Source organism: Mesorhizobium ciceri biovar biserrulae (assembly GCF_001618845.1).
GTDB lineage: Bacteria > Pseudomonadota > Alphaproteobacteria > Rhizobiales > Rhizobiaceae > Mesorhizobium > Mesorhizobium ciceri.
The window spans coordinates 5,249,028-5,273,860 of sequence record NZ_CP015064.1; the positions used below are offsets into that span (position 1 = coordinate 5,249,028).

At 63.1% G+C, this 24,833-nt stretch carries 29 protein-coding genes; 17 read left to right on the top strand and 12 right to left on the bottom strand.

Annotated elements, in window-relative coordinates; translation table 11 throughout:
- The first annotated feature begins 71 nt into the window (after nucleotides 1-71).
- The 5 genes from A4R29_RS24690 (at nucleotide 72) to A4R29_RS24710 (ending at nucleotide 3,958) form a co-directional block, all read left to right on the top strand.
- A complete protein-coding gene (locus tag A4R29_RS24690; protein WP_027161332.1) occupies nucleotides 72-977 on the top strand; it encodes a ribokinase in 906 nt (301 codons plus the stop codon).
- A gap of 1 nt (nucleotide 978) precedes the next feature.
- Entirely contained in the window at nucleotides 979-2,427 is a 1,449-nt protein-coding gene (locus tag A4R29_RS24695; RefSeq protein ID WP_063173089.1) for an amidase, read from the top strand.
- 113 nt (nucleotides 2,428-2,540) lie between these two features.
- Nucleotides 2,541-3,155: a LysE family translocator gene (locus A4R29_RS24700; RefSeq protein ID WP_013529595.1), complete on the top strand. Its 615-nt coding sequence runs from the start codon at nucleotides 2,541-2,543 to the stop codon at nucleotides 3,153-3,155.
- Nucleotides 3,156-3,256: 101 nt separating this feature from the next.
- On the top strand, nucleotides 3,257-3,577 hold the full coding sequence (locus A4R29_RS24705) for a hypothetical protein (protein WP_013529594.1): 321 nt from the start codon (nucleotides 3,257-3,259) through the stop codon (nucleotides 3,575-3,577).
- Between the two features lie 3 nt (nucleotides 3,578-3,580).
- Nucleotides 3,581-3,958, top strand: coding sequence for a hypothetical protein (locus A4R29_RS24710; protein WP_063169006.1), 378 nt, complete (start codon nucleotides 3,581-3,583; stop codon nucleotides 3,956-3,958).
- A 36-nt stretch (nucleotides 3,959-3,994) separates the two neighbouring features.
- On the opposite strand, the gene A4R29_RS24715 is transcribed toward A4R29_RS24710, so the two are convergent.
- Nucleotides 3,995-4,939: a nucleoside hydrolase gene (locus A4R29_RS24715; RefSeq protein ID WP_024502823.1), complete on the bottom strand. Its 945-nt coding sequence runs from the start codon at nucleotides 4,937-4,939 to the stop codon at nucleotides 3,995-3,997.
- A gap of 315 nt (nucleotides 4,940-5,254) precedes the next feature.
- Between A4R29_RS24715 and A4R29_RS24720 the strand changes: the two genes are divergently transcribed.
- Complete coding sequence (locus A4R29_RS24720; protein WP_013529591.1) at nucleotides 5,255-5,680, top strand: Hsp20 family protein; 426 nt, start codon at nucleotides 5,255-5,257, stop codon at nucleotides 5,678-5,680.
- A 65-nt stretch (nucleotides 5,681-5,745) separates the two neighbouring features.
- Entirely contained in the window at nucleotides 5,746-6,000 is a 255-nt protein-coding gene (locus A4R29_RS24725) for a BQ00720 family protein (RefSeq protein ID WP_013529590.1), read from the top strand.
- A 92-nt stretch (nucleotides 6,001-6,092) separates the two neighbouring features.
- Here the strand turns inward: A4R29_RS24725 and ptsN are convergent, their stop codons facing one another.
- The 6 genes from ptsN to lptC form a co-directional block, all read right to left on the bottom strand.
- Entirely contained in the window at nucleotides 6,093-6,557 is a 465-nt protein-coding gene (gene ptsN, locus A4R29_RS24730; RefSeq protein WP_013529589.1) for a PTS IIA-like nitrogen regulatory protein PtsN, read from the bottom strand.
- Nucleotides 6,558-6,678: 121 nt separating this feature from the next.
- A complete protein-coding gene (gene hpf, locus A4R29_RS24735) occupies nucleotides 6,679-7,263 on the bottom strand; it encodes a ribosome hibernation-promoting factor, HPF/YfiA family (RefSeq protein ID WP_013529588.1) in 585 nt (194 codons plus the stop codon).
- Between the two features lie 265 nt (nucleotides 7,264-7,528).
- The gene (gene rpoN / locus A4R29_RS24740) at nucleotides 7,529-9,055 is read right to left on the bottom strand and encodes an RNA polymerase factor sigma-54 (protein ID WP_027161329.1); all 1,527 of its coding nucleotides are present in this window, start codon (nucleotides 9,053-9,055) and stop codon (nucleotides 7,529-7,531) included.
- A gap of 199 nt (nucleotides 9,056-9,254) precedes the next feature.
- Nucleotides 9,255-10,073 carry an LPS export ABC transporter ATP-binding protein gene (gene lptB / locus A4R29_RS24745; protein WP_013529586.1) on the bottom strand — a complete coding sequence of 273 codons (819 nt, stop codon included), beginning with the start codon at nucleotides 10,071-10,073 and terminating at the stop codon, nucleotides 9,255-9,257.
- Nucleotides 10,073-10,654, bottom strand: a complete 582-nt coding sequence (locus A4R29_RS24750; protein WP_013529585.1) for an LptA/OstA family protein — start codon at nucleotides 10,652-10,654, stop codon at nucleotides 10,073-10,075. Before A4R29_RS24750 ends, lptB begins: the two co-directional genes overlap by 1 nt.
- Nucleotides 10,641-11,354, bottom strand: coding sequence for an LPS export ABC transporter periplasmic protein LptC (lptC, locus tag A4R29_RS24755; protein WP_013529584.1), 714 nt, complete (start codon nucleotides 11,352-11,354; stop codon nucleotides 10,641-10,643). Before lptC ends, A4R29_RS24750 begins: the two co-directional genes overlap by 14 nt.
- A gap of 404 nt (nucleotides 11,355-11,758) precedes the next feature.
- On the opposite strand from lptC, the gene sppA reads away from it, so the two are divergent.
- From sppA to lhpI, 4 genes are all read left to right on the top strand, one after another.
- Nucleotides 11,759-12,715, top strand: coding sequence for a signal peptide peptidase SppA (sppA, locus tag A4R29_RS24760; RefSeq protein WP_063173090.1), 957 nt, complete (start codon nucleotides 11,759-11,761; stop codon nucleotides 12,713-12,715).
- 82 nt (nucleotides 12,716-12,797) lie between these two features.
- Complete coding sequence (locus tag A4R29_RS24765) at nucleotides 12,798-13,082, top strand: integration host factor subunit beta (RefSeq protein ID WP_006200394.1); 285 nt, start codon at nucleotides 12,798-12,800, stop codon at nucleotides 13,080-13,082.
- Between the two features lie 57 nt (nucleotides 13,083-13,139).
- A complete protein-coding gene (locus A4R29_RS24770) occupies nucleotides 13,140-13,496 on the top strand; it encodes a DUF1049 domain-containing protein (protein ID WP_024502826.1) in 357 nt (118 codons plus the stop codon).
- A 37-nt stretch (nucleotides 13,497-13,533) separates the two neighbouring features.
- Nucleotides 13,534-14,499: a bifunctional Delta(1)-pyrroline-2-carboxylate/Delta(1)-piperideine-2-carboxylate reductase gene (gene lhpI, locus A4R29_RS24775; RefSeq protein ID WP_063173091.1), complete on the top strand. Its 966-nt coding sequence runs from the start codon at nucleotides 13,534-13,536 to the stop codon at nucleotides 14,497-14,499.
- Here lhpI and A4R29_RS24780 read toward each other — a convergent pair.
- From A4R29_RS24780 to A4R29_RS24790, 3 genes are all read right to left on the bottom strand, one after another.
- On the bottom strand, nucleotides 14,496-14,933 hold the full coding sequence (locus tag A4R29_RS24780) for an EVE domain-containing protein (RefSeq protein ID WP_024502828.1): 438 nt from the start codon (nucleotides 14,931-14,933) through the stop codon (nucleotides 14,496-14,498). The two genes, lhpI and A4R29_RS24780, sit on opposite strands and share 4 nt — an antisense overlap.
- The gene (locus tag A4R29_RS24785) at nucleotides 14,930-15,325 is read right to left on the bottom strand and encodes a VOC family protein (protein WP_024502829.1); all 396 of its coding nucleotides are present in this window, start codon (nucleotides 15,323-15,325) and stop codon (nucleotides 14,930-14,932) included. The genes A4R29_RS24780 and A4R29_RS24785 overlap by 4 nt, the downstream gene beginning before the upstream one ends.
- A gap of 71 nt (nucleotides 15,326-15,396) precedes the next feature.
- Nucleotides 15,397-16,089, bottom strand: a complete 693-nt coding sequence (locus A4R29_RS24790) for a helix-turn-helix transcriptional regulator (RefSeq protein WP_024502830.1) — start codon at nucleotides 16,087-16,089, stop codon at nucleotides 15,397-15,399.
- 136 nt (nucleotides 16,090-16,225) lie between these two features.
- Here A4R29_RS24790 and A4R29_RS24795 point away from each other — a divergent pair, with 136 nt between their 5' ends.
- From A4R29_RS24795 to olsB, 6 genes are all read left to right on the top strand, one after another.
- Entirely contained in the window at nucleotides 16,226-17,320 is a 1,095-nt protein-coding gene (locus tag A4R29_RS24795; protein WP_013529577.1) for an RsmD family RNA methyltransferase, read from the top strand.
- Nucleotides 17,317-18,168 (top strand): TrmH family RNA methyltransferase, encoded by an 852-nt coding sequence (locus A4R29_RS24800; protein ID WP_063173092.1) that lies wholly within the window; start codon nucleotides 17,317-17,319, stop codon nucleotides 18,166-18,168. The genes A4R29_RS24795 and A4R29_RS24800 overlap by 4 nt, the downstream gene beginning before the upstream one ends.
- 19 nt (nucleotides 18,169-18,187) lie before the next feature.
- Nucleotides 18,188-18,676, top strand: coding sequence for a signal peptidase II (gene lspA / locus A4R29_RS24805; RefSeq protein ID WP_013529575.1), 489 nt, complete (start codon nucleotides 18,188-18,190; stop codon nucleotides 18,674-18,676).
- Between the two features lie 53 nt (nucleotides 18,677-18,729).
- Nucleotides 18,730-19,719, top strand: a complete 990-nt coding sequence (acuI, locus tag A4R29_RS24810; protein WP_024502831.1) for an acrylyl-CoA reductase (NADPH) — start codon at nucleotides 18,730-18,732, stop codon at nucleotides 19,717-19,719.
- Nucleotides 19,720-19,859: 140 nt separating this feature from the next.
- Nucleotides 19,860-22,151 (top strand): PAS domain-containing hybrid sensor histidine kinase/response regulator, encoded by a 2,292-nt coding sequence (locus A4R29_RS24815; RefSeq protein WP_063173093.1) that lies wholly within the window; start codon nucleotides 19,860-19,862, stop codon nucleotides 22,149-22,151.
- A 182-nt stretch (nucleotides 22,152-22,333) separates the two neighbouring features.
- Nucleotides 22,334-23,209 carry a l-ornithine N(alpha)-acyltransferase gene (gene olsB / locus A4R29_RS24820; RefSeq protein WP_032808105.1) on the top strand — a complete coding sequence of 292 codons (876 nt, stop codon included), beginning with the start codon at nucleotides 22,334-22,336 and terminating at the stop codon, nucleotides 23,207-23,209.
- Between the two features lie 64 nt (nucleotides 23,210-23,273).
- Here the strand turns inward: olsB and A4R29_RS24825 are convergent, their stop codons facing one another.
- Together A4R29_RS24825 and grpE are read right to left on the bottom strand one after the other, a co-directional pair.
- The gene (locus A4R29_RS24825; protein WP_013529571.1) at nucleotides 23,274-23,906 is read right to left on the bottom strand and encodes a trimeric intracellular cation channel family protein; all 633 of its coding nucleotides are present in this window, start codon (nucleotides 23,904-23,906) and stop codon (nucleotides 23,274-23,276) included.
- 112 nt (nucleotides 23,907-24,018) lie between these two features.
- Entirely contained in the window at nucleotides 24,019-24,654 is a 636-nt protein-coding gene (grpE, locus tag A4R29_RS24830) for a nucleotide exchange factor GrpE (protein ID WP_027161324.1), read from the bottom strand.
- Between the last annotated feature and the right edge of the window lie 179 nt (nucleotides 24,655-24,833).

Consider the following 24,833-nt stretch of genomic DNA (forward strand, 5'->3'; position numbering starts at 1 on the left):
AACGATCTGCGTTCGCCCGGACGCACGAAGACGCTCCGGCATTTTGAATTTGCGTTGCCAGGAGGCCCTGCTTGATTATCGTCATCGGCTCGATCAACCTCGACCTTATCGCCAAGGTCGACCGCTTGCCGAGCCCCGGCGAGACGGTGGGCGGCTCGGCCTTCACCACCGCGCCTGGTGGCAAGGGCGCCAACCAGGCCCTGGCCGCCGCACGCGCCGGCGCCTCGGTGCGCATGGTCGGCGCCGTCGGCAGGGACAGCTTCGCCGCCGAGGCACTGGCATTGCTGCGCGACGGCAAGGTCGACCTGTCCGGCGTTGCCGAGACTCACGCCTCGACCGGCACGGCACTGATCATGGTCGCCGACGACGGCGAGAACATCATCGCCGTGGTGCCGGGCGCCAACGCTTCCGTGGTGCCCGGCGATCTCTCCAAGGCCTTTCTGAAAAAAGGCGACGTCGTGCTGCTGCAAAATGAGATTCCGCTGGCCACCGTCGATGCCGCCCTCGACCAGGCAAGGGCGGCCGGCGCCATCGCGGTGCTCAACACAGCACCTTTCCAAGCGCAAGCAGCCGGCTTTCTCGGCAAGGCCGACTATGTCGTCGCCAACGAAACCGAGTTCGACCTGTATGGCGAAGCGCTGTCGCTGCAAGGCCGCGATCGGGCGGCGCGCATGCGGGACTTTGCCGGAAAGACCGGCCGCACCGTCGTCGTCACGCTCGGCGGCGATGGCGTGATGGCGGCGACACCGACCGAGTTCCTGGCCGTTGCTGCGCGCAAGATCGTCCCCGTCGACACGGTCGGCGCCGGCGATACGTTCTGCGGCTATTTCGCCGCCAGCCTGTCGTCGGGCCTCACGCTCGAACAGGCGCTGGCGCGCGCCGGCGCGGCCGGCTCGCTGGCCTGCCTGAAGCCTGGCGCCCAACCGGCGATCCCGCTCGCCAAAGACGTCGATCAGGCGCTGCAGGAAACCCGTTAGAATGCTGCGTCCTCAAACAAAACATGCCGTGCCGCCGGCAGGCGACATCTGCCGCCTGTCCGCAGTCGAACTCGCCGGCGCGATCCGGGAGAGAGAGCTTTCCGTGCACGAGGTGGTGGCGGCATTCCTCGACCGCATCGAGGCGGTCAATCCGCTGGTGAACGCCATCGTCTCCTTGCGCGATCGCGCCGATATCCTGCGCGAAGCCGATGCGGCCGATGCCAGCCCGACGCGAGCCAAAACCAACCCGCTCTTCGGCCTGCCGATGGCCATCAAGGACCTCGCCTCGACCACGGGCCTCAGGACCTCTTTCGGCTCGCCGATCTTCGCCGATTTCGTGCCGCAGGAGGACGATTTCTTCGTCGAGCGCATCCGCAATGCCGGCGCCATTATCATCGGCAAGACCAACGTCCCCGAATTCGGGCTTGGTTCCAACACCTACAACGCCGTGTTCGGGCCGACGCTGAACGCCTTCGATCCGGCCCTGACCGCCGGAGGCTCGAGCGGCGGCGCGGCCGTTGCCCTGGCGCTCGACATGGTGCCCGTCGCCGATGGCAGCGACTTTGGCGGCTCGCTGCGCAACCCGGCCGCCTGGAACAATGTTTTTGGCTTCCGCCCGTCGCAAGGACTTGTTCCCGGTGGACCCGATTTCGAAGTCTTCCATGCGCAGATGGGCGTCGACGGGCCGATGGGCCGCAACGTCCGTGACATGGCGCTGCTGCTCGATGTGCAGGCCGGTTACCACCCGCACGCGCCATTGTCCTACGACAAACCCGGCTCGTTCCTCGAAGGGCTTGGAATACCCGCAACTGGTGGCCGCATCGCCTGGCTCGGTGACCTCGGCGGTCATCTGCCGGTTGAAACAGGCATTCTCGGCCTGTGCGAGGCGGCACTTGGCCGCTTTGCGGAGGCGTCCTTCGCGACCGAGCCCCTGCTGCCGGATTTCGATTTCGAAGCGCTGTGGCAGGCCTTCGTGACGCTGCGCCAGGCCAGCAGCGGCTGCGCGCTCAAAACCCACTATGACGATCCCGCAAAGCGCCGCCTGCTCAAGCCGGAAGCCATCTGGGAAGTGGAGAACGCAACGCGGCTGACGGCGCCGCAGATCCGCGCCGCTTCGGTCATCCGCACGTCCTGGCATCGCACGCTTCTGTCGATCTTCGCCCGCTATGATCTGATTGCGCTGCCGACAGCACAGGTCTTCCCCTTCGACATCGGTACGCATTGGCCGCGTGAGGTCGCCGGACGCACAATGGACAGCTATCACCGCTGGATGCAGGTTTCCGCCTTCGCGACCTTGGGCGGCTGCCCGGCGGCCAATGTGCCGGTCGGCTTCGACGATAGAGGGCGGCCGATGGGCATGCAGCTGATCGGCCGGCCACGCGGCGACCTTGCCGTGCTCAAGGCGGCGGCCGCCTATGAGGCAACGCTGCCCTGGCCGGTCGGCGCCTGAATCGCACGCGTTGGCGTGCCGCGGCGCTTCGCGCACCGGCTTGCATCGCTATCGCCGCCATGCATTGATTATCCTCAGCCGCGCCGCCTCGGCGGTATTCCTGGGGAAAAAGCATGTCGCTCGAACTCTACGCCGCCTATGTCCTCGCTTGCATCGTCATTATCCTGGTGCCCGGTCCGACGGTCACGCTGATCATTGCCAACAGCATCCGCCATGGCTCGCGCGCCGGCCTCGCCAACGTCGCCGGCACGCAGGCCGGGCTTGCCGTGATGATCGCCATCGTCGGCATCGGCCTCAACACGCTGATCGCAGGCATGGGCCACTGGTTCGAATGGGTACGGCTGATCGGTGCCGCCTATCTGATCTGGATGGGTGTGCAGATGTTCCGTTCCAAGGGCACGTTGAATGCCGATGGAACAGCGAGAAAGCCGCGCGGCGGCTTCTTCCTGCAGGGCCTGCTGGTGGCGCTGAGCAACCCCAAGACGCTGATTTTCTTCGGCGCCTTCTTTCCGCAGTTCATTTCGCCGCAAGGCAACTACTCGCTGCAGATCGCCGTCATGGGTCTGACCGCCATGATCTTCGCCGCCTTCTCGGATTCGACTTACGCGCTGGCCGCCGGCCGCGCCGGGCGCCTGCTGTCGGCCGGCCGCATCAAGCTTTTGTCGAGGATCAGCGGCAGCTTCATGGTCGGCGGCGGCCTGTGGCTGGCGTTTTCGCGGTCGAAGTAAAGGCGGCCGAGCCGGCGCCGCAAGGAGTTGCAGCACCCTGGAATGGCAACAGATTGAAAGTGTGCTGTCCCACCACCACATGAATCTGGCTTGAGGGATTCATGTCTGTCTTTTGGACTTGGGATGGTTTGAAGAGGAACGCGCCTGGCGTGATCCTCTTTATTGGTGCGTTTGCGGTTATGATCATGTTGGCGGCAAACAAATGGATCAACGACGCCAGCCCGATCCGATCGGTCGACACAGTCGAGGCAAACGTCGAAAGTGTCCGGTTGGACCATGGCCGCGGCATATATCTGGTTTCTATCGAGAACGGTTCGTCTGTCCTTATCGATGACGATCACCCGCATCTGATCGGCTCGCGCACAAACATCGAACGCGTCACGCGCGACAATGGCTTCGTCTTCTACCGATTCGTGAATTGAATCATGGCAACAGTATCTTCTCTCAGAAACCGCCTGCTTCTGTTTCAGGCAGAATACCGAGACGCAGTCATTGGTGTCGTATTCTTCTGCGCACTGCCCCTGGCGGCGCTGATCCCGATTGCGATGAACCAGGACAATCCGGTTGTGGCAACTCAGAGTGTGATGGGCACTATCGAGTATGTGAGGTTAATGCCCATCAATCCGAAGATGGCTGCCGGGCGCGGGCTGTATTACACATACGATGTCCGCCTTGATGGCAACAGCGCGGTGACATCCATCGATGATGAAGTGGGGATGCCGCACCTTGTCGGTTCGGTCATCCCCATCGAGCGGCAACATCATAAGCGCGGCGGAGACACCTATCGGTTTCTCAATGAGTGAAGACGCGTGCTCACAAGTTCAGTTCTGTTCTGACGGTCAGTTAAGCCGCCCCAGCCTCTCCACCAGCAAGGCGAAAAACGCATCATGGTCGATGTCGCGCATCACCATGGCGTTCTTCGGCCGTTTGGTGACGCCCCACCAGTCGATCACGGTCATGCCCATGGTCAGTTCCGAGGCGGTTTCCACGCTGACGTTGCAGTTGCGGCCCTTGAACAGGTCCGGCTTCAACAGATAGGCGATGACGCAAGGATCGTGCAGCGGGCCACCGTCGGTGCCGTATTTCTCTTCATCGAAGCGCTCGAAGAACTCCAGCATCTCCGCGGTGGCGGTGCCGACCCTGGTGCCCAGCGCGCGGAAGGCCTGCGTGCGCTTGGCGGTGGTCAGCGCCTTGTGGGTGACGTCGAGAGGCATCATGACGATCGGAATGCCGGATTTGAGCACGACATCTGCGGCCTGCGGGTCGACATAGATGTTGAATTCGGCGGTCGGGGTGACATTGCCGCCTTCGAAGAAGCCGCCGCCCATCAGCACGATTTCCTTGATGCGCGGTGCAATGCGCGGCTCGCGGATCAGCGCCAGCGCAATGTTGGTGAGCGGGCCGAGCGCGCAAAGCGTGATCGTGCCGCTTTCTTCGCTCATCAGCGTCTGGACGATGAAATCGACCGCGTACTGGTCCTGCAGCTTCATCGTCGGTTCGGGCAATTGCGGACCGTTGAGGCCGGTCTTGCCATGCACTTCCTCGGCGGTGACCAGTTCGCGCGTCAGGGGCCGGATGGCACCGGCATAGACCTTGATGTCCGGGCGGCCGGCCAGCTCGCAGATCTTGCGGGCATTCTTTTCGGTAAGCTTCAGCGGCACGTTGCCGGCAACGGCTGATATGCCGACGATCTCCAGTTCGGAGCTGCCGAGCGCCAGCAATATGGCGACGGCATCATCCTGGCCGGGATCCGTGTCGATGATGATCTTGCGTGACTGGGGCATTTCAATTCCTTGTTTGGCGAGGTCGTGGACTTGCATCGATCCGATCGGAACATCCAAATGACGCCGAAGCGGCCGCGAGCTGCCAGGCCGAACCGCTCGACCGGGGAAGACAATCCCGACCCGCGCGCTTTTCCTTGCATCTGCTCGCCGTTTCAAGCGCCATGTCTGTCATTCCTGTGAGTCCACGGCCTGGTCTTTTTGGGCGGGTCTGTTGACGGCTTGAACTTGGTCGCGGGGCGGACCATATCAAGGCCATCGGGAAAAATGCCATCTGGGTTTTTCCACTTTATGTCGCTCTTGAGAGGACAGTGTAACATGAGCCGAATGACGCCCTTTTCCAGCCCGCTTCTGCTTGGTTTCGACGCCATGGAAAAGACCCTGGAACGCCTGGCGAAGTCCGGTGACAGCTACCCTCCCTACAACATCGAACGCCTCAGCGGCGCCGACGGCAAAACCGAAAGGTTGCGCATCACATTGGCGGTCGCCGGTTTCGCCGAAAGCGATCTCGATGTCACCACGGAGGAAAACCAGTTGGTCGTGCGCGGCCGTCAGACCGACGACACCGAGCGCGAATTTCTTCATCGCGGCATCGCCGCGCGCCAGTTCCAGCGCTGTTTCGTGCTGGCCGACGGCATGCGGGTGATCGCAGCGGAGTTGAAGAACGGCCTTTTGGCGATCGACCTCGATCGGCCGGAGTCCGAACGGCTGGTACGGAAAATAAACATATCGGTGAAAGACTGATCTTTACCGATGGCTCTCATGCGGGATGGCCTTGAGCGGCGTCCTCGCGCCAAGGAGGCTTTGAAATGACCAGAACTGAAACTATCACCATGACCAATGGCGAATTCGCTCATCTCGGCGAGGGCTCGGTCGCTTATCTCAGAAAGGTCTCGAGCGACGAATTGCTCGGCCGTTTCCCCAATCTCGGCGAAATCGCTCCCGGCATGGAACTGTGGGCGCTGTTTGCCGCCAATGGCCAGCCGATCCTGCTTTCCGACGCGCGTGACCGCGCACTGGCCGGTGCCATGGAAAACGACCTGACCACGGTCGCCATCCACTAAGGCCCAGCGCGCCGCCCTGTTAGGCGCGACCAGCAGGCTCAAACGCATAGGGCCGCCCGTGGCGGCCCTTGAATGTCGTCTCACCAGAAAAATCAGGCCGCGTGCGAGGCCTGGGTGTCCGATAAAAGCGCGTGGATAGCCGCGGCGTCGCGCGTACCCCTGATCTTGGCCACCGTGTCGGCGTCACGCAGCACTCGCGCGATGCGCGACAGTGCCTTGAGGTGATCGGCGCCCGCCCCTTCCGGCGCCAGCAGCAGAAACACCAGATCGACGGGCTGATCGTCCAGCGATTCGAAATCGACAGGCGTCTCCAGCCGGGCGAAAACACCTGCGATGCGCTTCACGCCGGCCAGCTTGCCGTGCGGGATGGCGATGCCGTTGCCGACGCCGGTCGAACCCAGCCGCTCACGCTGCAGGATGGTGTCGAACACCTCCCGCTCCGGAATGCCGGAAATCGCCGCCGCCCGTTCGGACAGCAATTGCAGCAGCTGCTTCTTGGAGTTCGCCTTCAACGCCGGCAATATCGCCGGAACGTTGATAAGATCGCTCAGATCCATGCTTGAAAATCCCTTGTTCGCCTGCCGTCACCAGTCCTCACCCCTCGTGCGGCCGGCTCTTATCCCAGTGCGACCTCGTCGTCACCGTGCGACCCTTGTCGTCACCGTGCGACCGTTGTCGTCACGCTTGTGCGACCTTGGTCGTCGACGGGTCGATCCAACCGATATTTCCATCGGGTCGGCGATAGACGATGTTGAGATGGTCGGTTCCCGCGTTGCGGAAGACGAAGACCGGGCTGTCCTTGGTGTCGAGCTCGATGACCGCCGACGCCACCGACATGGTCTTCAGCGTCATGGTTGATTCGGCGACGATGGCCGGCGCGAAATTCTCCGGAATGTCCTCGTCGTCATCGGCAAGCGGCGCCATCACCGTGTAGGCTATGTCGGTCGGTTGGCCGTTGGCGGCGCCCGAATTGTGCGATTTCAGCCGGCGCTTGTAGCGCCTCAGGCGGGTTTCCAGACGGTCCGCCGCCGCCTCGAAGGCAAGCGTCGGATCCTGGGCATCGCCGGTGGCCTGCAGCGAAGCGCCGGAATCCAGTCGGATCATGCAATCCGCCGAATAGCGCGAACCCGATTTGATGACCGTGACATGTCCGGCAAAGCCGCGATCGAAATATTTGCCGATCGCTTCGCCGACACGATCGTTGATGCGTGTCCGAAACGCATCGCCGATGTCCATGTGTTTTCCCGATATGCGCAGATTCATCTGAAAACTGACCTTCCTTGCTCAGGCTTCAAACTGGCCCGAGTTTATACTCGTGATCCGTGCGCACAAGCTTTGCGGCGTCACTTGCGCCGATTTTAAATCCAGACTTTCCGGTTGATCACAAGCCGCCCTTTGACCGTCCCGAGGCCAACGTCGTGACGGACCATCCGCATGCGGGCATCTAGCCCGTCTCATGCGGGCGGGCTTCTAGCCAGTTCACCGCGGCTTGTCAATGAAGTGCTGGCTTGTGGAAAATCGACCCGCCTCAGCGCCCGGCGCTGGCCATCGCACGTTTCTCGCGCCGGCGCTGCACCGAGGAGGGGATATTCATGCCTTCCCGGTACTTGGCGACCGTACGCCTTGCAATGTCGACGCCACTTTCGCGCAACATGTCGACGATTGCATCGTCGGAAAGCACGTCGACGGGCTTCTCCTCGTCGATCAACTGCTTGATGCGGTCACGCACGGCTTCCGAGGAGTGCGCATCGCCGCCGCCCGATGCGGCGATCGAGGCGGTGAAGAAGTAGCGAAGCTCGAACACGCCGCGCGGCGTCAGCATGTATTTATTGGCTGTGACCCGGCTGACGGTCGATTCGTGCATGCCGATGGCGTCGGCCACAGTGCGCAGATTGAGCGGCTTCAGCTGCCGCACGCCATGGACGAGGAAGGCGTCCTGCTGGCGAACGATTTCCGAGGCGACCTTGAGGATGGTCTTTGCCCGCTGGTCGAGGCTGCGCGTCAGCCAGTTGGCGTTCTGCAGGCATTCGGCCAGAAAATCCTTTTCCGCCTGGTTCTTGGCCTGCGGAGAGACCTGGGCGAAATAGATATGGTCGACCAACACCCGCGGCAGCGTTTCGGCATTGAGTTCGACCGTCCAGCTGCCGTCATTGGCCGCGCGCACCTCGACATCGGCGACGATCGCGTCGCTGGCGCCGCCCGAAAACGCCATGCCCGGCCGGGGATCGAGCGCCCGGATTTCGGCCAGCATGTCGAGCAGATCCTCCTCGTCGACACCGCAGATCCGTTTCAATGCGTGAAAATCGCGCCGTGCCAGGAGTTCGAGATTGGCAACCAGCGCCTTCATCGCCGGATCGAGCCGGCTCCGCACGGCAAGCTGCAGCGACAGGCATTCGGCCAGGTCGCGGGCAAACAGGCCGGCCGGCTCGAAGGTCTGACACACCGCCAGCACCTTCGCCACGGCGGCGGCATCCGCACCGAGACGAGCGGCGATCTCGGCCAGATCGGCACGCAGATAGCCGGTCTCGTCAAGGCCGTCGGCGAGGTCGGCGGCGATCAGACGTGCAGCCGGATCGGCGAAGGCTAGCGCCACCTGTTCACCGACATGGTCGCGCAGCGTGATCGCAGCAGTCGCCATATCGCCGGCGTCAAACCACTCGGATGAGGAACCCGCACCATTGCCGGAAGCCGATTTCCATTGCGCCGTCAGGTCGGGACCGAGCCGCTCGCTGGTGCCCGGGTCGTCGGGAAACAGGTTTTCCAGCGACGTGTCGAGCTTATCCGAGATCGCCTCGGCGCTCCACTGCGTCTCGTTTTCGAACCAGTCGCCTTCGGTGGTGGCTTGCGGCTCCGCCTCGATCTTCTGCGCCTGGTCGCTGGCGGCATCGTCCTGCGGCTCGGCGCGCTCCAGCAGTGGATTGCGCTCGATTTCCTCGTCGATGAAATGCTCGAGCTCGACATGGGTGAACTGCAGCAGCCGAATCGACTGCATCAGTTGCGGCGTCATCACCAGCGACTGCGATTGTCGTAGCTGTAGTTTGGCCGCCAACGCCATTGTTCGGTTTCAAACGCCTCGTCTACGCATCCGGACTTCCGGAAAGGAATTTTGCAGCCGGCCATAGAAACTGGCCCGGCTTTTGCTTGTCAAGGCAATTGGTAGCAAAACTCGCTTACCGGAGCGTTATCTCGGAGCAAAATCGAGGAAAAAGCGCCGCGCGAACCGCAAAAATCGTGTCAGGAAACAAATTTCACGCTCAGAGGGTGAAACCCTCGCCGAGGTAAAGTCGCCGCACATCCGGGTTTGCCACCACTTCGTCTGCCCTTCCATGGGTCAGCACCTGGCCGGCATGGATGATGTAGGCGCGGTCGATGAGGCCGAGCGTTTCGCGCACATTGTGATCGGTGATGAGGACGCCGATGCCGCGCGCCGTCAGGTGGCGCACCAGTTGCTGGATATCCGCGACGGCGATCGGATCGATGCCGGCGAAAGGCTCGTCGAGGAGCATGTAGGCCGGACGCGTCGCCAGCGCTCGCGCGATTTCCAAGCGTCGCCGCTCGCCGCCCGAAAGCGACATGGATGGCGCCTTGCGCAGATGGCTGATGTGGAATTCCTCGAGCAGTTCGTCGAGATTGCGCTCGCGCACCTTGCGGTCCTTTTCGACCACTTCCAGCACGGCGCGGATATTCTGCTCGACATTGAGGCCGCGGAAGATCGATGCTTCCTGCGGCAGATAGCCGATGCCGAGGCGTGCGCGACGGTACATCGGCATCGACGTGACATCGAAGCCGTCGATCTCGATCGTGCCTTCATCCACCGGCACCAGGCCGGTAACCATATAGAAACAAGTCGTCTTGCCGGCGCCGTTGGGGCCGAGCAGTCCAACGGCCTCTCCGGCGCGCACGCCGATGGTGACGCCGCTGACGACCTTGCGGCCCTTGTAGCTCTTGGTCAGCCCCTTGGCGATCAGGGTTCCCTTGAACTTTCCCGCATCGACGGTCACCGTGGCCGGCGCCGAAAGCTTGCCGGCGGCCCGTCCCGGAAGACGCGCCGTCAGCGACGACAGGCTGGCCATCAGGGGTTCGTCGCTCCCGATTTCGGCGGCGGCGTGATCGACATCTGGACACGTTGCCCAGCGCATGGATCCACCTGAGCCAGCCCGCTTTTCATCTGCACGGTAAGTTTGCAGCCCACCAGAACGTTGTCGTTTTGCGACAGAACGACCTTTTTGCCCGAAAGCACCAGCACCTGGCTCTTCATATCGAAGCTGCCTTGATCGCCGGTCGCGATCTGCGCATCCGACTTGATATAGACCTTGTCGGAGATCTCCAGGTGATCGATGTTGGCCGAGCCCGTCATCGCCGCACCCGCGGCCTCCGTGCCCTTGGCAGCGGCGTTGGGATCCTTGACGTAGTAGACCGTCATCTTGCCGGCCTTCATCAACGTCGGCCCCTGGACGACGCTGACATTGCCCGTGAAGATGGCGACACTGTCGGCCTGGCGGACTTCCAGCTTGTCGCTCTCGATCTGGATCGGCTTGTCGCCGGACAGTTTGAGGCCTGATTGACTGGTCGTCTGCGCCCATGACGGCACGAGTCCGAGCAGCAGCAACGCTGAAGTTGCAGCCGCGAGCCGCGTCGAACTACTGAGCCGCATTGGTTTCTCCGCTGTTTCCCTGTGCCGCCTTCAGGGCGGCGGAATCGATGTTGACGCGCACTTTGTTCTCGAAAACCAGAATCTTGCCATTGTCCTGAACCGACATCGTATCCGCCGTGATCCGCGACCCGCCACGGCTGACATCGACGGGATCTCCTGTCTTCATAGTGCCTTTGCCCATGTCGAGGAAGACCGATTTGAACTTGGCCTGCATGCCGTCGGTCGTGGTGATCGTCACGTCGCTGGTCAGGTTCATCGTATTGCCGTCGCGATCGTAGGTGCCGTGCGAGGCCTTGACCGCCGCCACATTGTCGGACGCGATCGGCACCTTGGCGTCGATGCCTTCCAGCTCGATGATACCTTGCGTGCTGACATCCTGAATGGCACGCAGCGCCGTCATCGAATAAGGCTGCTTCTGCTTGGTGAAACCGTTGAGCTTGGGATTGGCCATCACCAGCTTGCCGTTGGAAAAGGCAGTGCCTTCCGCCTGAATCTTCACCGAGACGGGTGCGGCGAGATAGGAGTAGACCGGGAAAGCGACCGCTATCAGTGCTGCGGCCACCGGCACGGCAAATTTGAGAACGCGCACGCGGCGCGAATGACGCTGTGCACGGTCGAAAGCATCGCCGCGCGTCCGGCCGTCCGCCGGGGGAGCCAACACCGCCTCGGCGTCGGTCGGTTCAATCGGTCGCGCTAACATTCACTGCTTTCTTCTAACCCTGCCCGCCCTTGGGCACCGCCTATAGGTGGGACGCCGGCGCTTTCAAGCAAGCACAAGCCCACGAAAACTGCAAAAATGTGACAGCCGCCTTTGTACAGACGAAAACGAAGTCCGCACAACTGCGTGTTCTCCATAGCAGAAACAGACACGCGGCGTAAAATTTATCAGCCATCGGTCTCGTCGCCCGACCTGGTGGCGATTGCACGAATATGTGAGCAGACCGACGCCTGGAGAGGGCCCGATCCGGCCCCGTCGACTGTCGACGCGGATAGGCACCTCACGTCCAGGCGCCGACTTGCCTCGCCATGCGCAAAAGAGAACTGCTTCCAGATGGGAGGATCATGGTCTAAAAGCGTCTCCTCCCGCCGACTGAAAGGCTGACCATGGCACTGAGAGCCGACGACCTGATCGACCGCCGCCGTTTGCGGCGCAAGCTGACATTCTGGCGCGTCTTCGCCATAGGCATCATAGCCCTTGGGGTGATTGCGCTTTCAACCTGGTTTTATGGCGACGATTTCGGCGGCTCGACAGTCGACCATATTGCCAAGGTCAAGATCGAAGGCACGATCACCGAGGACGAGGAACTGATCAAGCGGCTGGAAACCATCCGTCTTTCATCGAAGGTGAAAGGCGTGATCCTGTCGATCGATTCGCCTGGCGGCACCACCGTTGGCGGTGAATCGATCTATGAAGAAGTGCGCAAGCTGGCCGCCGACAAGCCGGTGGTGGCGGAAGTCGGCACGCTCGCCGCATCGGCGGGCTATATGATCGCCAGTGCCGCAGATCACATCGTTGCCCGCAAGACCTCGATCGTCGGCTCGATCGGCGTGCTGATCCAGTATCCCGACGTCAGCGGCCTGATGGACAAACTCGGCGTCAAGCTGGAGGAGGTGAAATCCTCGCCGCTGAAAGCCGCGCCCTCTCCCTTCAAGCCGACCAATGACGACGAGCGCGCCATGGTTCGCAAGCTCATCCTCGACAGTTACAACTGGTTCGTCGACATCGTCGCCGAACGCCGCAAGATGAGCCGCGAACAAGCGCTGGTGCTTGCCGACGGCTCGATATTCACCGGTCGCCAGGGCGTTGCCAACGGGCTGATCGACGCCGTCGGCGGCGAGACCGTGGCGGTCGACTGGCTGGCGACCAAGGGCGTCGATGCCAAGCTCAAGGTCGTCGAGTGGAAGGATACCGAACGGCGCAGCGGCTTCCTGTTCTCGAAAGCGATGGCGCAAACGATCGGCAGTGCGCTCGGCCTGCCCGCCTACAGCAGCGACGTCATCCATGAACTCGGAGCCGACCGCTTGTTTCTTGACGGTCTCGTTTCCGTCTGGCACCCTTGAGAAGCCGTTTGGGGCAAGTGAAAAAAGCAAATAAAATCATCCTCATAATTTTGACCGCACTGCTTTCACGGGGACCCGTCTCATGATCAAGTCCGAACTTGTGCAGATTATTGCCACGCGCAATCCGCATCTTTTCCTGCGCGACGTCGAAAACATCGTCGGCGCGATCTTTGATGAAATCACCGACGCCCTTGCCGAAGGCAACCGGGTCGAGTTGCGTGGCTTCGGCGCTTTTTCGGTGAAAAATCGTCCCGCCCGCACCGGACGCAATCCGCGCACCGGCGAATCCGTCGAGGTCGAGGAGAAATGGGTGCCGTTCTTCAAGACCGGCAAGGAACTGCGTGAAAGGCTGAACGGCGGCAAGTAGGCGCGACGCCAGCGCCTGACGGCCTTTCGGACAGGCCAGCTTCCGACGGAAAACATCATGTTCAATCGCTTCATCCTTATCGCGATCTTCGTGCCCCTGGCGATCATCCTGATCGCACTCGCTGTCGCCAACCGCGAACTGGTCGCCTTCACGCTGGACCCCTTCAATCCCGGCAATCCGAAGCTGACCCTGACTTTGCCGCTGTTCATCTTCCTGTTCCTGGCGCTCGCCATCGGCATGATCGTCGGCAGTCTGGCTACGTGGGTCAAACAGGGTCGCTATCGCAAGCTGGCGCGCCAGCGCGGCGTCGAAGCCGAGAACCTGCGCCAGGCGGTCAGCCGTGCGCCGGCGGTATCACAAAGCCAGGCACCGGGGTCCGCCCAAGGGGCAGCATTGCCGAAGCCGACCGCTTGAGCCGCCAATCGGCGGTTTTGTCCTCACGGAGTTTTTCATGCTGACCATTTCGGCCGCAGAGGTCGACCATGCGCTGACCTTTCCCGGACTGGTCGAGACGCTGCGCATGGCGTTTCGCGACGGTGCGGTGCAGCCGGTCAGGCATCATCATACGATCGAGCGGCCCGATGGTGCCGCCTCCACACTGCTTTTGATGCCGGCCTGGACCGATCTCAACGCGGCCGGCACGTCGGCCGGCGGTCACGTCGGCGTCAAGATCGTCACCGTGTCGCCCGACAACAATGCCATCGGCAAGCCCGCGGTGATGGGGCTCTATCTTCTGCTCAACGGCGCCACCGGCGAACCCGAGGCCCTGATCGACGGCCAGCGGCTGACACAATGGCGCACCGCCTGTGCTTCGGCGCTCGCGGCCTCCTATCTCGCCCGCGACGATGCCTCGCGGCTGCTTGTGGTCGGCGCCGGCGCGCTGTCGCCCTTCCTCGCCAAGGCGCACTCGGCCGTGCGGCCCATCAAGACCATCCGCATCTGGAACCGCACCCCGGCCAATGCCGAGAAAGTCGCGGCCGATCTGTGCGCCCAGGGCTTCGCGGCCAGCGCGGCAAGCGATCTCGATACGGAGCTTGGGCAGGCCGACATCGTCTCCTCGGCGACGATCACGACCACGCCGTTGATCAAGGGCGCATTGTTGCGGCCGGGAACCCATGTCGACCTGGTCGGCGGCTTTACGCCGACGATGCGCGAGAGCGATGACGATGCGATCAGGCTTGCCCGCGTCTATGTCGACACCCGCGCCGGCGCCACCAAGGAAGCCGGCGACATCGTCCAACCGCTGACCTCCGGCGTGCTGAAACCGGAAGCCATCGTCGCCGATCTGCACGAATTGGCGCGCGGCCGGAAGAAGGGCCGCGAGAGCGCCGGTGAGATCACGCTGTTCAAGTCGGTCGGAGCGGCGCTCGAGGATCTTGCCGCCGGCATTGCCGTCTACAAGGCGCTCACGGCCTAGTTTACCGTTGCACCCATTTCGGCGCCCATCGCCTCGGCGATCACACGAAAATCGTGATCCCCGATTTCAAAAAGGCCAAAGCGAAGCTGATAACCCCAGTTCGACTTGGCCACGGTGAAGTCCAGCCTGTCGAGCAGCGGCTTGATCGGCGCTTCCTCGGCCTTGGCCCATGCCACATCGCGGCGGAACGGCGTGAAGCCGGCGCCCATATCGCCCTGATAAGGCTCGCCTTCCCGCACGATGCCTATCGCCGTGAAAGCCTGCAGGCCGTCTTTGTCGCCCAAAACAGTGGTCGGCGAATAGTAGACGACGCCATCACCCGGCTTGACGCGACGCAGCGGTGCCGCCTTGCCGTGGTTGACCTGCATGAAGCCGGCTGTGCGACCACGCCGGACATGCTCGGCCGACGCCACCGCTATCCAATACGCGCTCATTTCTGTTCCCCATTGGCCTGTTCCCCGTCGGACAGCCAGTAGACGCGCAGGCGATGATTGTCGGGATCGAGCGCGACAAAAGTGCGGCCGAAATCCATGTCGGTCGGCGTCTGCAGGATCTTCAGCCCGCGCCCGGACCAGTCGGCATGGGCGGCATCGACCGCATCGGGCGTATCCAGCGCAAACACGATTTCGGCGCCACCGCCTGACGTGGCGGCTGCCGGCTCCACCGTATGGCGCGACCACAGGCCGAGCTTGAAGCCGGCATCGAGCACGAACAGCACGAAGGTCGGCGAACTTTCGACCGGCTCACGACCGAGCAGCGCGCTGTAGAAGGCACCGCTCTGCTGCGGCTGGTCGACATAGAGGATGACGAAATTCGGGGTGACCATATCTGCTCTCCAAGGTTCGGTGTTTCGACTTGGCGAACATAAGATAGGCTACTGTCAGAATATGGCAGCAGTCATCGCGAACCACGCGGCTTGTCGAGCGTCGTTCGCCATTCCTTGAGCAGCGCCTGGCGACGACGCGGATAGCGCGTGTCCATTGCTTGGAGTTCGGCGATGCGATCGGCGCGAAAATGCCGGAAATCCTGCCGCATCTCGCACCACGCCACCACCACCCGCACCTTGTCGAAGAAGCCCAGCGCAAATGGCCAGACGACGCGCTGGGACACGGCCCCGCCGGCATCGCGGTAGAGAAAGCCGAGCTTGCGCTCGTTGCGGATGGCCTGCCGCACCAGACCAAGGTCGATGCCCTCGGTGGCCACGGCAGGAGGCCCGACCAGCAGTGTGCTCGCGTCAAGATCCTCGCGCAGATCGTCGGGCAGCACGGCTGCGATCTTGGCCAACGCGTTGGCGGCGGCGGCCGAGAGACGCTGGTCCGGCTGCCTGGCGACCCAGCGCGAGCCGAGCACAATGGCTTCGATCTCCTCGTCGCTGAACATCAGCGGCGGCAGCATGAAGCCGGGCTTGAGCACATAACCCAACCCCGCCTCACCCTCGATCGGCGCGCCCTGGCCCTGCAGCGTGGCGATGTCGCGGTAGAGCGTGCGGATCGAAACGCCCGTCTCGTCGGCAAGCATGTGCCCGCTCACCGGCCGGCGATGCCGGCGCAAGCACTGTATGAGGTCGAGTAGGCGTTCGGAGCGGGACATCGAGCAGATTTGCCTGTTTCTTTGACATTGGTCCATCGCCGGCAGACATAAACCGGAGAGGCCGACCTGTCGGACTTGGTTGCGAAGCCGGTTGCCCTATGTCAAAAGCGGCCACGCCGTTCGGAGTTGCCCCCGCTTGAAGTCTTTTCGCGACAAACGCCGCGACAACCGTCCACATCCATCCGCCAAGAGTGCGGCGGACGTGTCACGCCCGCGTCCCGGCCAGGCTCCTGCCAGACCGGAAGCGCCACCGCGCGAGCGCCATGAGGCGAAGACGGAAAATCGTTCCGAACCGAACTCGGCGCCGCGCATCCTGGCCCGCCGCGAAGGCGCTCTGCCCACTGAACATCTTCCCGTGATCCTGGAAGTGGCGCCCAATGCCGATTATGCGCTGCTCGACAGCGGCACCGGCCAGAAGCTCGAACAATATGGCCCCTACCGGATCGTGCGGCCAGAGGGCCAGGCGATCTGGCAAAAGGCCTTGCCGGCAAAGGAATGGGAGCGCGCCGACGCCGTCTTCACCGGAGACACCGACGAGGAGGGGATCGGCCGCTGGCGTTTCCCGAAGCTGCCGCTCGGCGAGACCTGGCCGATGAAGCATGACGGCATCGACTATCTCGGCCGTTTCACCTCGTTTCGTCATGTCGGCGTCTTTCCCGAGCAGGCTTCCCACTGGGACCACATGGCCGGGCTGATCGCGGCGGCGAAGCGGCCGGTCAAGGTTCTGAACCTGTTCGGCTATACCGGTCTCGCTTCCTTGGTGGCGGCTCGCGCCGGTGCCGAGGTCACCCATGTCGATGCCTCGAAGAAGGCGATCGGCTGGGCCCGCGAAAACCAGGAGATGGCCGGCCTCGGCAGCAAGCCGATCCGCTGGATCGTCGACGACGCGGTCAAATTCGCCGAGCGCGAGGAGCGCCGCGGCAGCCGCTACGATATCATTCTGTTCGACCCGCCGGCCTATGGCCGTGGCCCCAAGGGCGAGGTCTGGCAATTGTTCGAGGACCTGCCCGATTTGACCGACCTCTGCCGGGCGATCCTGACGCCGAAGCCGCTCGCCGTGGTGCTGACCGCCTATTCGATCCGCGCCTCCTTCTTCGCCATCCACGCCCTGATGCGCGATACCTTTGCCGGTATGGGCGGCAAGGTTGAATCGGGTGAGCTGATCATCCGCGAAAAGTCCGCCGGCCGGGCGCTATCGACCTCATTGTTTTCGCGTTGGGTGGCTGAATGAACGAGCGGCATGCAGGCGCACCCGGCCAGGTGAAGGAGGTCACCAGCCTCGCCAATCCGCTGGTCAAGGACATCAAGGCGCTCGCTCAGAAGAAATTCCGCGACCAGCAGAACGCCTTCATGGCCGAGGGATTGAAGCTGGTCATCGATGCGCTCGATCTCGGCTGGCAGATCAGGACATTGGTTTTCGCCAAGGCCGGGCGCGGCAACGCTGCGGTGGAGAAGGTGGCCGCACGCACGGTTGCGGCAGGCGGCATGGTGCTCGAAGTGTCGGAGAAGGTGCTGGTCGCCATCACCCGTCGCGACAACCCGCAAATGGTGGTCGGCGTCTTTTCGCAAAAATTCCTCGCCTTGAAGGATGTCCGCGCTGACAATGGCGACGTCTGGGTGGCGCTCGACCGGGTGCGCGACCCCGGCAATCTCGGCACCGTCATCCGCACCGTCGATGCCGTCGGCGCCAAAGGCGTCATCCTGGTCGGCGATACCACTGATCCATTCTCCGTGGAGACGGTGCGTGCCACCATGGGTTCGATCTTTGCCGTGCCGGTGGCGAAGGCGACAACCGAGGCTTTCCTCGCCTGGCGAGGCGGGTTTTCAGGCCTCGTCGCCGGAACCCACCTGAAAGGCGCCGTCGACTACCGCTCGGTCGATTTTTCCCGCGGGCCCGTGCTGCTGATGATGGGCAACGAGCAGCAGGGACTGCCCGAAAGCCTGGCTGCGAGTTGCGACAGGCTGCTCAGGATTCCGCAAGCGGGCCGTGCCGATTCGCTCAATCTGGCCGTTGCCACCGGCATCATGCTGTTCGAGATCCGGCGCGGCGCGCTGAAGCTCGAGTCAATCCTGGACTAGCAATGAAGGTTGCCTGCCCGTGAGATCATGGTCTCCCTACGCACTGCTCGTCGTCGCGGCCATCGCGCTCGACCAGTGGATAAAATACCTGGTCGAGGCCGATCTGCCTTTTCAGGAGAAGGTTGATCTGCTGCCCTTCCTGGCGCTGTTTCGCACCTACAATACCGGCATCGCCTTCTCGATGTTCTCGTCCTTCGGCGACACCGGGCTGATCGTCATTTCGCTCGCCGTCGTTGCTTTCGTGCTGTTCCTGGCGACACGGATCGCGCCGTCCCAGATCCTTGCCCGCACCGGCTTTGCGCTGATCGTCGGCGGCGCGCTCGGCAATCTGATCGACCGCGCCGTCTACGGCCACGTCATCGACTATATCCTGTTCCACACGCCGGTCTGGTCCTTCGCCGTCTTCAACCTTGCCGACGCCTTCATTTCGGTTGGTGCGGCACTGGTCGTCTTCGACGAGCTGGTCGGCTGGCGGCGCGAACCCAAAGCCAGTCCTTCCAAGGATTGACCCCGTGCGGCCATCGCCGCACAGTTCATGTCGTCAAGATCGCGGAGAAAGACATGTCCGAAACCTTCAAAGCCATCCTCGTTTCGCGTGACGCCGAGAAAAAGCAGTCGGTCGCCGTGACCGATCTCACCGAGGCCGACCTGATGGAAGGCGATGTCACCGTCGCGGTCGAGGCAACGACGGTGAACTACAAGGATGGCTTGGCGATCACAGGCAAGGCGCCGGTGATCCGCCGCTGGCCGCTGGTGCCGGGCATCGATTTCGCCGGCACCGTCATTTCGTCCTCGCATCCCGACTGGCGCGCCGGAGACAAGGTCGTGCTGAATGGCTGGGGCGTCGGCGAAACCCATTTCGGTGCCTATGCAGGCCGTGCCCGCGTCAAGGGCGACTGGCTGGTGCCGCTGCCGCAAGGCATCAGCCCGCATGACGCGATGGCCGTCGGCACCGCAGGATATACCGCCATGCTCTGTGTCATGGCCCTGGAGCGGCACGGCATCCTGCCCGATCGCGGCCCGGTGGTGGTGACGGGGGCAGCCGGCGGCGTCGGCTCGGTCGCGGTCTCCATCCTGTCCAGCCTCGGCTACCATGTCATTGCTTCCACCGGCCGCAATGCCGAAAGCCCCTTTCTGATGGACCTTGGCGCCGCCGAGGTGATCTCGCGCGAGGAGCTTGCCCAGCCGGCCAAGCCGCTGGCCAAGGAGCGCTGGGCCGGCGGTATTGACGCTGTCGGCAGCCACACGCTGGCCAATGTGCTCTCGATGACCTCCTATGGCGGCGCGGTCGCCGCCTGCGGCCTGGCCGGCGGCATGGACCTGCCGGCCAGCGTCGCGCCCTTCATCCTGCGCGGTGTCTCATTGCTCGGCATCGATTCAGTGATGGCGCCGAAAGCAGTCCGCCTCGAGGCATGGCGCCGCATCGGCACCGACCTCGATCTGCAGAAGCTCGCCAGCCTGTCCAGCACCATCGGGTTCGACGGCATCGTCGATGCCGCGCGCGATATCGTCGAGGGCAAGATCCGCGGCCGCGTCGTCGTGGATATGTGACTCCGCCCAACTGCCGGAAGGGCGATGCAATCGCCAGATCTGGTGGCAAACCCGCCGCGCCTCGGCAAAAAACGCTCATCCGCTAAAATTGGAACGATCCGCCGCAATTTTCCATAAGCTCTGTCTGGCAAGAATTTCGCATGATCGCGCAATCCGGCAGCCAACAGGCGGACACTGGCGACGATGTCGATGCGGTGCTCCCGCCGGCGTCGACGCGGCGCTTCGTCGCCGCGCCGCCGCTGGTGCCCGAGCCGGAATTCTCCAGGCGCGAAGGCCTGTCCTTTCTGACATTCGTCGCCATCGTGGTGATGGCCGGGCTGGCGCACCTGACCGGGGCACCGATGTTCATCAGCGTTGCATTGCTCGCAACCGGCCTAGCCGGCCTTGCCATGCATCTGCGCGCCAGGCGGAGCGAACATCGCACCGCCGCCCTTCTTGACGAAACCACGGCCCGCAGCCGCGCCGAGATCGAGACGCTGGCCGACCGCATGTGGGAGATGCAGGAGAGCGATGAGCGCTTTCGCGGCCTGATCGACGCGCTTGGCGATCTTGTCATCCATCGCGACCGCGACGGCTACATCGTCTATGCCAACAAGGTCTTCGCCGATCTCGTCGAGATCGACCAGCGCGATCTTGCCGGCAAGACCCTGGCGGAACTGGGCATTGAGGTCGGCATGGTTCCCGATGCCGCCTTTTCCGACCATGAGTGCCTGAGTTCCACCGATGTCTCTATCAGCACGCCGAGCGGGCAGCGCTGGTTCTCCTGGATCGAACTGTCGGTGCGCGACAAGGACAGTGGCGCGGTTTCGCACCGCGCCATCGCCCGCGACATCACCGCCCGCAAACGCGCCGAGTCCTCGCTGATCACCGCACGCGAACGGGCCGAATATGCCAGCCAGTCCAAATCGCGTTTCCTCGCCACCGTCAGCCATGAAATCCGCACCCCGATGAACGGCATCATGGGCATGGCCAGGTTGCTCGCCGACACCAGCCTGTCGCCGGAGCAGCAGACCTATGTCGGCGCCGTCTCGACCTCAGCCAGCGCATTGCTTGCCCTGATCGAGGATCTTCTCGACTATTCCAAGATCGAAGCCGGGCGTTTCGACCCGGAGCCGCAGCCGATGTCGGTGCGCGAGATCGCCGACAACATCATCGAATTGCTGGCGGCGCGCGCCTTCGCCAAGGATATCGGGCTGGGTTGTCATGTCGAACCCGACGTGCCGCAATTGATCACCGCCGATCCAGGCAAGGTCAGGCAGGTGCTTCTCAACCTCATCGGCAACGCCATCAAGTTCACCGACAGCGGCGGCGTGCTGGTGAGCATTGCACGCGCACGCACCGAAACCAGCGACCGCATATGCTTTACCATCGCCGATACCGGTCCGGGCCTGCATGATGCCGACCTGGAGCGCATTTTCGAGGAATTCGAGCAGGCCGACGGCACGTCGACACGCACACATGGCGGGGCCGGCCTCGGCCTTGCCATCTCCAGGCGCCTGGTGGCCGCCATGGGTGGCACGATCTCGGTATCCAGCCGGCTCGGCCAGGGATCCGAGTTCGTCTTCGAAGTCCCTGCGACAGCGGCCACCGAAGCGCCGCAGGGCCGCCAGAATGCCCTCTCGGGCAGACGCGTGGTGATCCTGTCGAAGAACGCCGTCGAGGCCGACGCCATCGCCCGCACCATCCGTGCCAACGGTGGCGCGGTCGACATCGCCACCACCGCCGCACAGGCCGCGCCTTTCGCCGCCGGCTGCGACGCGATCCTGGTCGATGCAGCGATGGAGGAAGGCGACGGAAGGCTGCTCAAGCGCCTGCGCCAGAGCGGTTTCTCCGACTGTGAGGCGATCACGCTGATCGCGCCGACAGATCGCGGCATGCTTGGCGAGTTCCGCGCCAGTGGCTACGCAACCTTCCTGGCCAGGCCGGTGCGCGGCGGAACACTTTTGCGTGTACTGTTGAGCAGCCATGCTCCGAGCCTCGGCCCGCCGCAGCCGGAAAAGCGCGGCGCGCCGACACTGCGCGCCGTCGGCAACCGCCAGCGCGGCCTGTCGGTGCTGATCGCCGAGGACAATGACATCAATGCCATGCTGGCCCGCGCCACGCTGCTGAAGGCCGGGCATCGCGTCAGGGTGGTCGGCAACGGCAAGGCGGCCGTCGAGGCTGTCACCGGCGCCGCGCACAAGGACCGCTTCGACGTGGTCTTGATGGATCTGCACATGCCGGTCATGGACGGGCTGGACGCGATTGCCGCCATCCGCCGCCATGAGGAAGAAAGTGCCGTGCGGCCGGTGCCGATCATGGTGCTGTCGGCCGACAGCCAGGAAAAGACCCGCCATGCGGTGTTGGCCCATGGCGCCAGCGGCTTTGTCACCAAGCCGCTCGACCCCGAGGCGCTGGTCAATGCCGTCGAGGGCCAGGTCGTCGCGGCCTGAGCTTTCCACCGCCCATTCCGCACCGGGCGATCACTTAAACGTAGCCGGTTGATCGTATTCGCCAGCCGACGAAGTATTGCCCACGACGTCGTATCACGGTACTGTCACAATCCTGTTGCACCTACACCGTATCCCCGTGCCAAGAGGGATGGCTCGAAGGAGAATCACTCGTGCATACAGTTATGCCGGAATGTGACACTCGGCCGAACGCCAGCAGCGCCTTGCTTGCCGGACGTAACGTCGATTCCGTCATAAAGGGCGCCGCACTGGGCCGTATAGGCAATCTTGAAGTGCGGCTCGCTCGCAACGAGGCCGAGATCGCGGCCGCGCAGGAAGTGCGCTACCGGGTGTTCTACGACGAACTTGGCGCCAGGAAGGACCTGTTCCAGGCCCATGACCGCCGTGACGCCGACCGGTTCGATCCGCTCTGCGACCATCTGCTGGTTTTGGACACCACGCTTTCCGGTCCCGAACATCGCCGCATCGTCGGCACATATCGGCTGCTGCGGCAAGAAATCGCGGCCACGGCCGGCGGTTTCTATTCCGAAGGTGAATTCGAGCTGACCAAGCTCATTGCCCGTCACCCCGGCCAGCGTTTCCTTGAACTCGGCCGCTCCTGCGTTTTGCCGGAATACCGCTCGAAGCGCACCATCGAAGCGTTGTGGCAAGGCATCTGGGCTTACATCAATCATTATGAAATCGGTGTGATGACCGGTTGCGCTTCCTTTCACGGCACCGTGCCGGCGGCGCATGCCGAGGCGCTCACCTACCTCGCCCACCACTGCCGCACAAATTCGGCCTGGGACGTGTGCGCGGTCTCCGGGCGCTACTGCTCGATGGACCTGATGCCTATCGAGGCGGTCAATGCCAAGGCGGCGATCGCCGCGATGCCGCCTCTGGTCAAGGGCTATCTGCGCGTCGGCGCCCGCATCGGCGACGGCTGCGTCATCGATCGCGAATTCTCGACGGTCGATGTGTTCGTCGTGATGCCGGTCAAGGAGATCGGCGCACGCTACGTCAACTATTACGGCGGGGAAGCCCAGCGCTTCGCTGCGTGAGGCTAGCGAATAGAAAGTAGCGGGAGCTATCTCGTTCAACCCCTATTCGCTATTCGCTTCCTTTTCACAAAATATCTTCCGGCCGCCTGCCGGGCCGGCTCTTGTAGGACGGAAACGACCAGCCGAATTTGAGCGCGCCGCCACGCACAAGGAACGCCGCCGCAAAACCGGCAAGGTCCGAGGCGAGCGGCGGCAGTCCGGCAAGATCGCCAAGCGTGTAAAGGCCGGCACCTGCAAGGGCCGCCGTGACATAGATTTCGGGCCTGAGCAGCACCGATGGCTCGCCGGCAAGGAGATCGCGCAGAATGCCGCCGAAAGTGGCGGTGAGCACGCCGGTGATGACGGAGACGACCGGCGAACCGGTAATCGCAAGCCCCTTGGCCGCGCCCATCACCGAAAAAGCGGCGAGCCCGATGGCGTCGAGCCAGAGCAGCCATTTCCAGCGCGATTCGACACGATGCGCGCTGAAGAAGACCAGCACCGCAACCGCGGCGCAGACCAGCACATAGCCGGAGTTGGCGACCCAGAAAACCGGCAGGTTGAGGATGACGTCGCGAAGCGTGCCGCCACCTATCCCGGTGACGCTGGCCAGGAACAGGAAGCCGATAATGTCGAGCTGCTTGCGCGAAGCCGCAAGCGCTCCGGTCGCCGCGAAGACGGCGACACCGGCATAGTCGAGAAGCGCGATGGGGTTCATTGCAGGCCAGCGGAGTAAGGGAATAGGGCAGTAGGGCAGTATGTTTAGCACGAAGCCGCACGGAAGGTGCGATTGCCCTTTTCCCTACTGCCCTACTGCCCTACTCCCTTAACTATGCATCTTTCTCAGCCTGCTCGTTCACCGGCCCCGGCTCGACCGGCGCTTCAGCGGCGGCAAACTTCGGACCGCCTTTGGCGACACCGACCATAGCCGGGCGCAGCACGCGGTCGCCGATCGAATAGCCCGGCTGCACGACCTGGACCACGGTGTTGGCCGGGACGTCCGGATTGGGCACTTCGAACATCGCCTGGTGGAAATTGGGATCGAACTTCTCGCCTTCCGGCGCGAGCTTCTTGACCCCATGCCGTTCCAGCGCCGACAGCATGGCGCGCTCGGTGAGGTCGACGCCTTCGATCAGCGCCTTGAAGCCGGCGTCACCCGATGCCTTGGCCTCGGCGGGAATCGCATCCAGCGCGCGGCGCAGATTGTCCGACACCGAAAGCATGTCGCGGGCGAAATTCGCGACCGCGTAGGTGCGCGCATCGTGAACATCGCGCGCCGTGCGGCGACGCAGGTTTTCCATCTCGGCCGCCACGCGCAGCGCGCGGTCCTTCAGTTCTTCATTTTCCTTCAGCAGCCGGACAAGGGCTTCATAGTCGCCGTCGGTGCTGCCTTCCGTGCGCTCGGCTGCGGGCTCGGTCGCCTCGACTTCATCGGGCGCGCGTTCGTCTTTTGCCTGGTCGCTCATCGCCGTTTCCCGTCAATCTCGAATGATGTGGATTTTGTGCCCGATATCGATGTTTGGCAGCCAAAAATCAAGGGGTAAGCGATTATGGAAGCCACCGGCCAAGGCCGGACAATGGCAGGCAAGGCATTTCGATTTTAATTCAAATTTTACCTTAACTGCCGGCTTTGCTTGCCCCACAG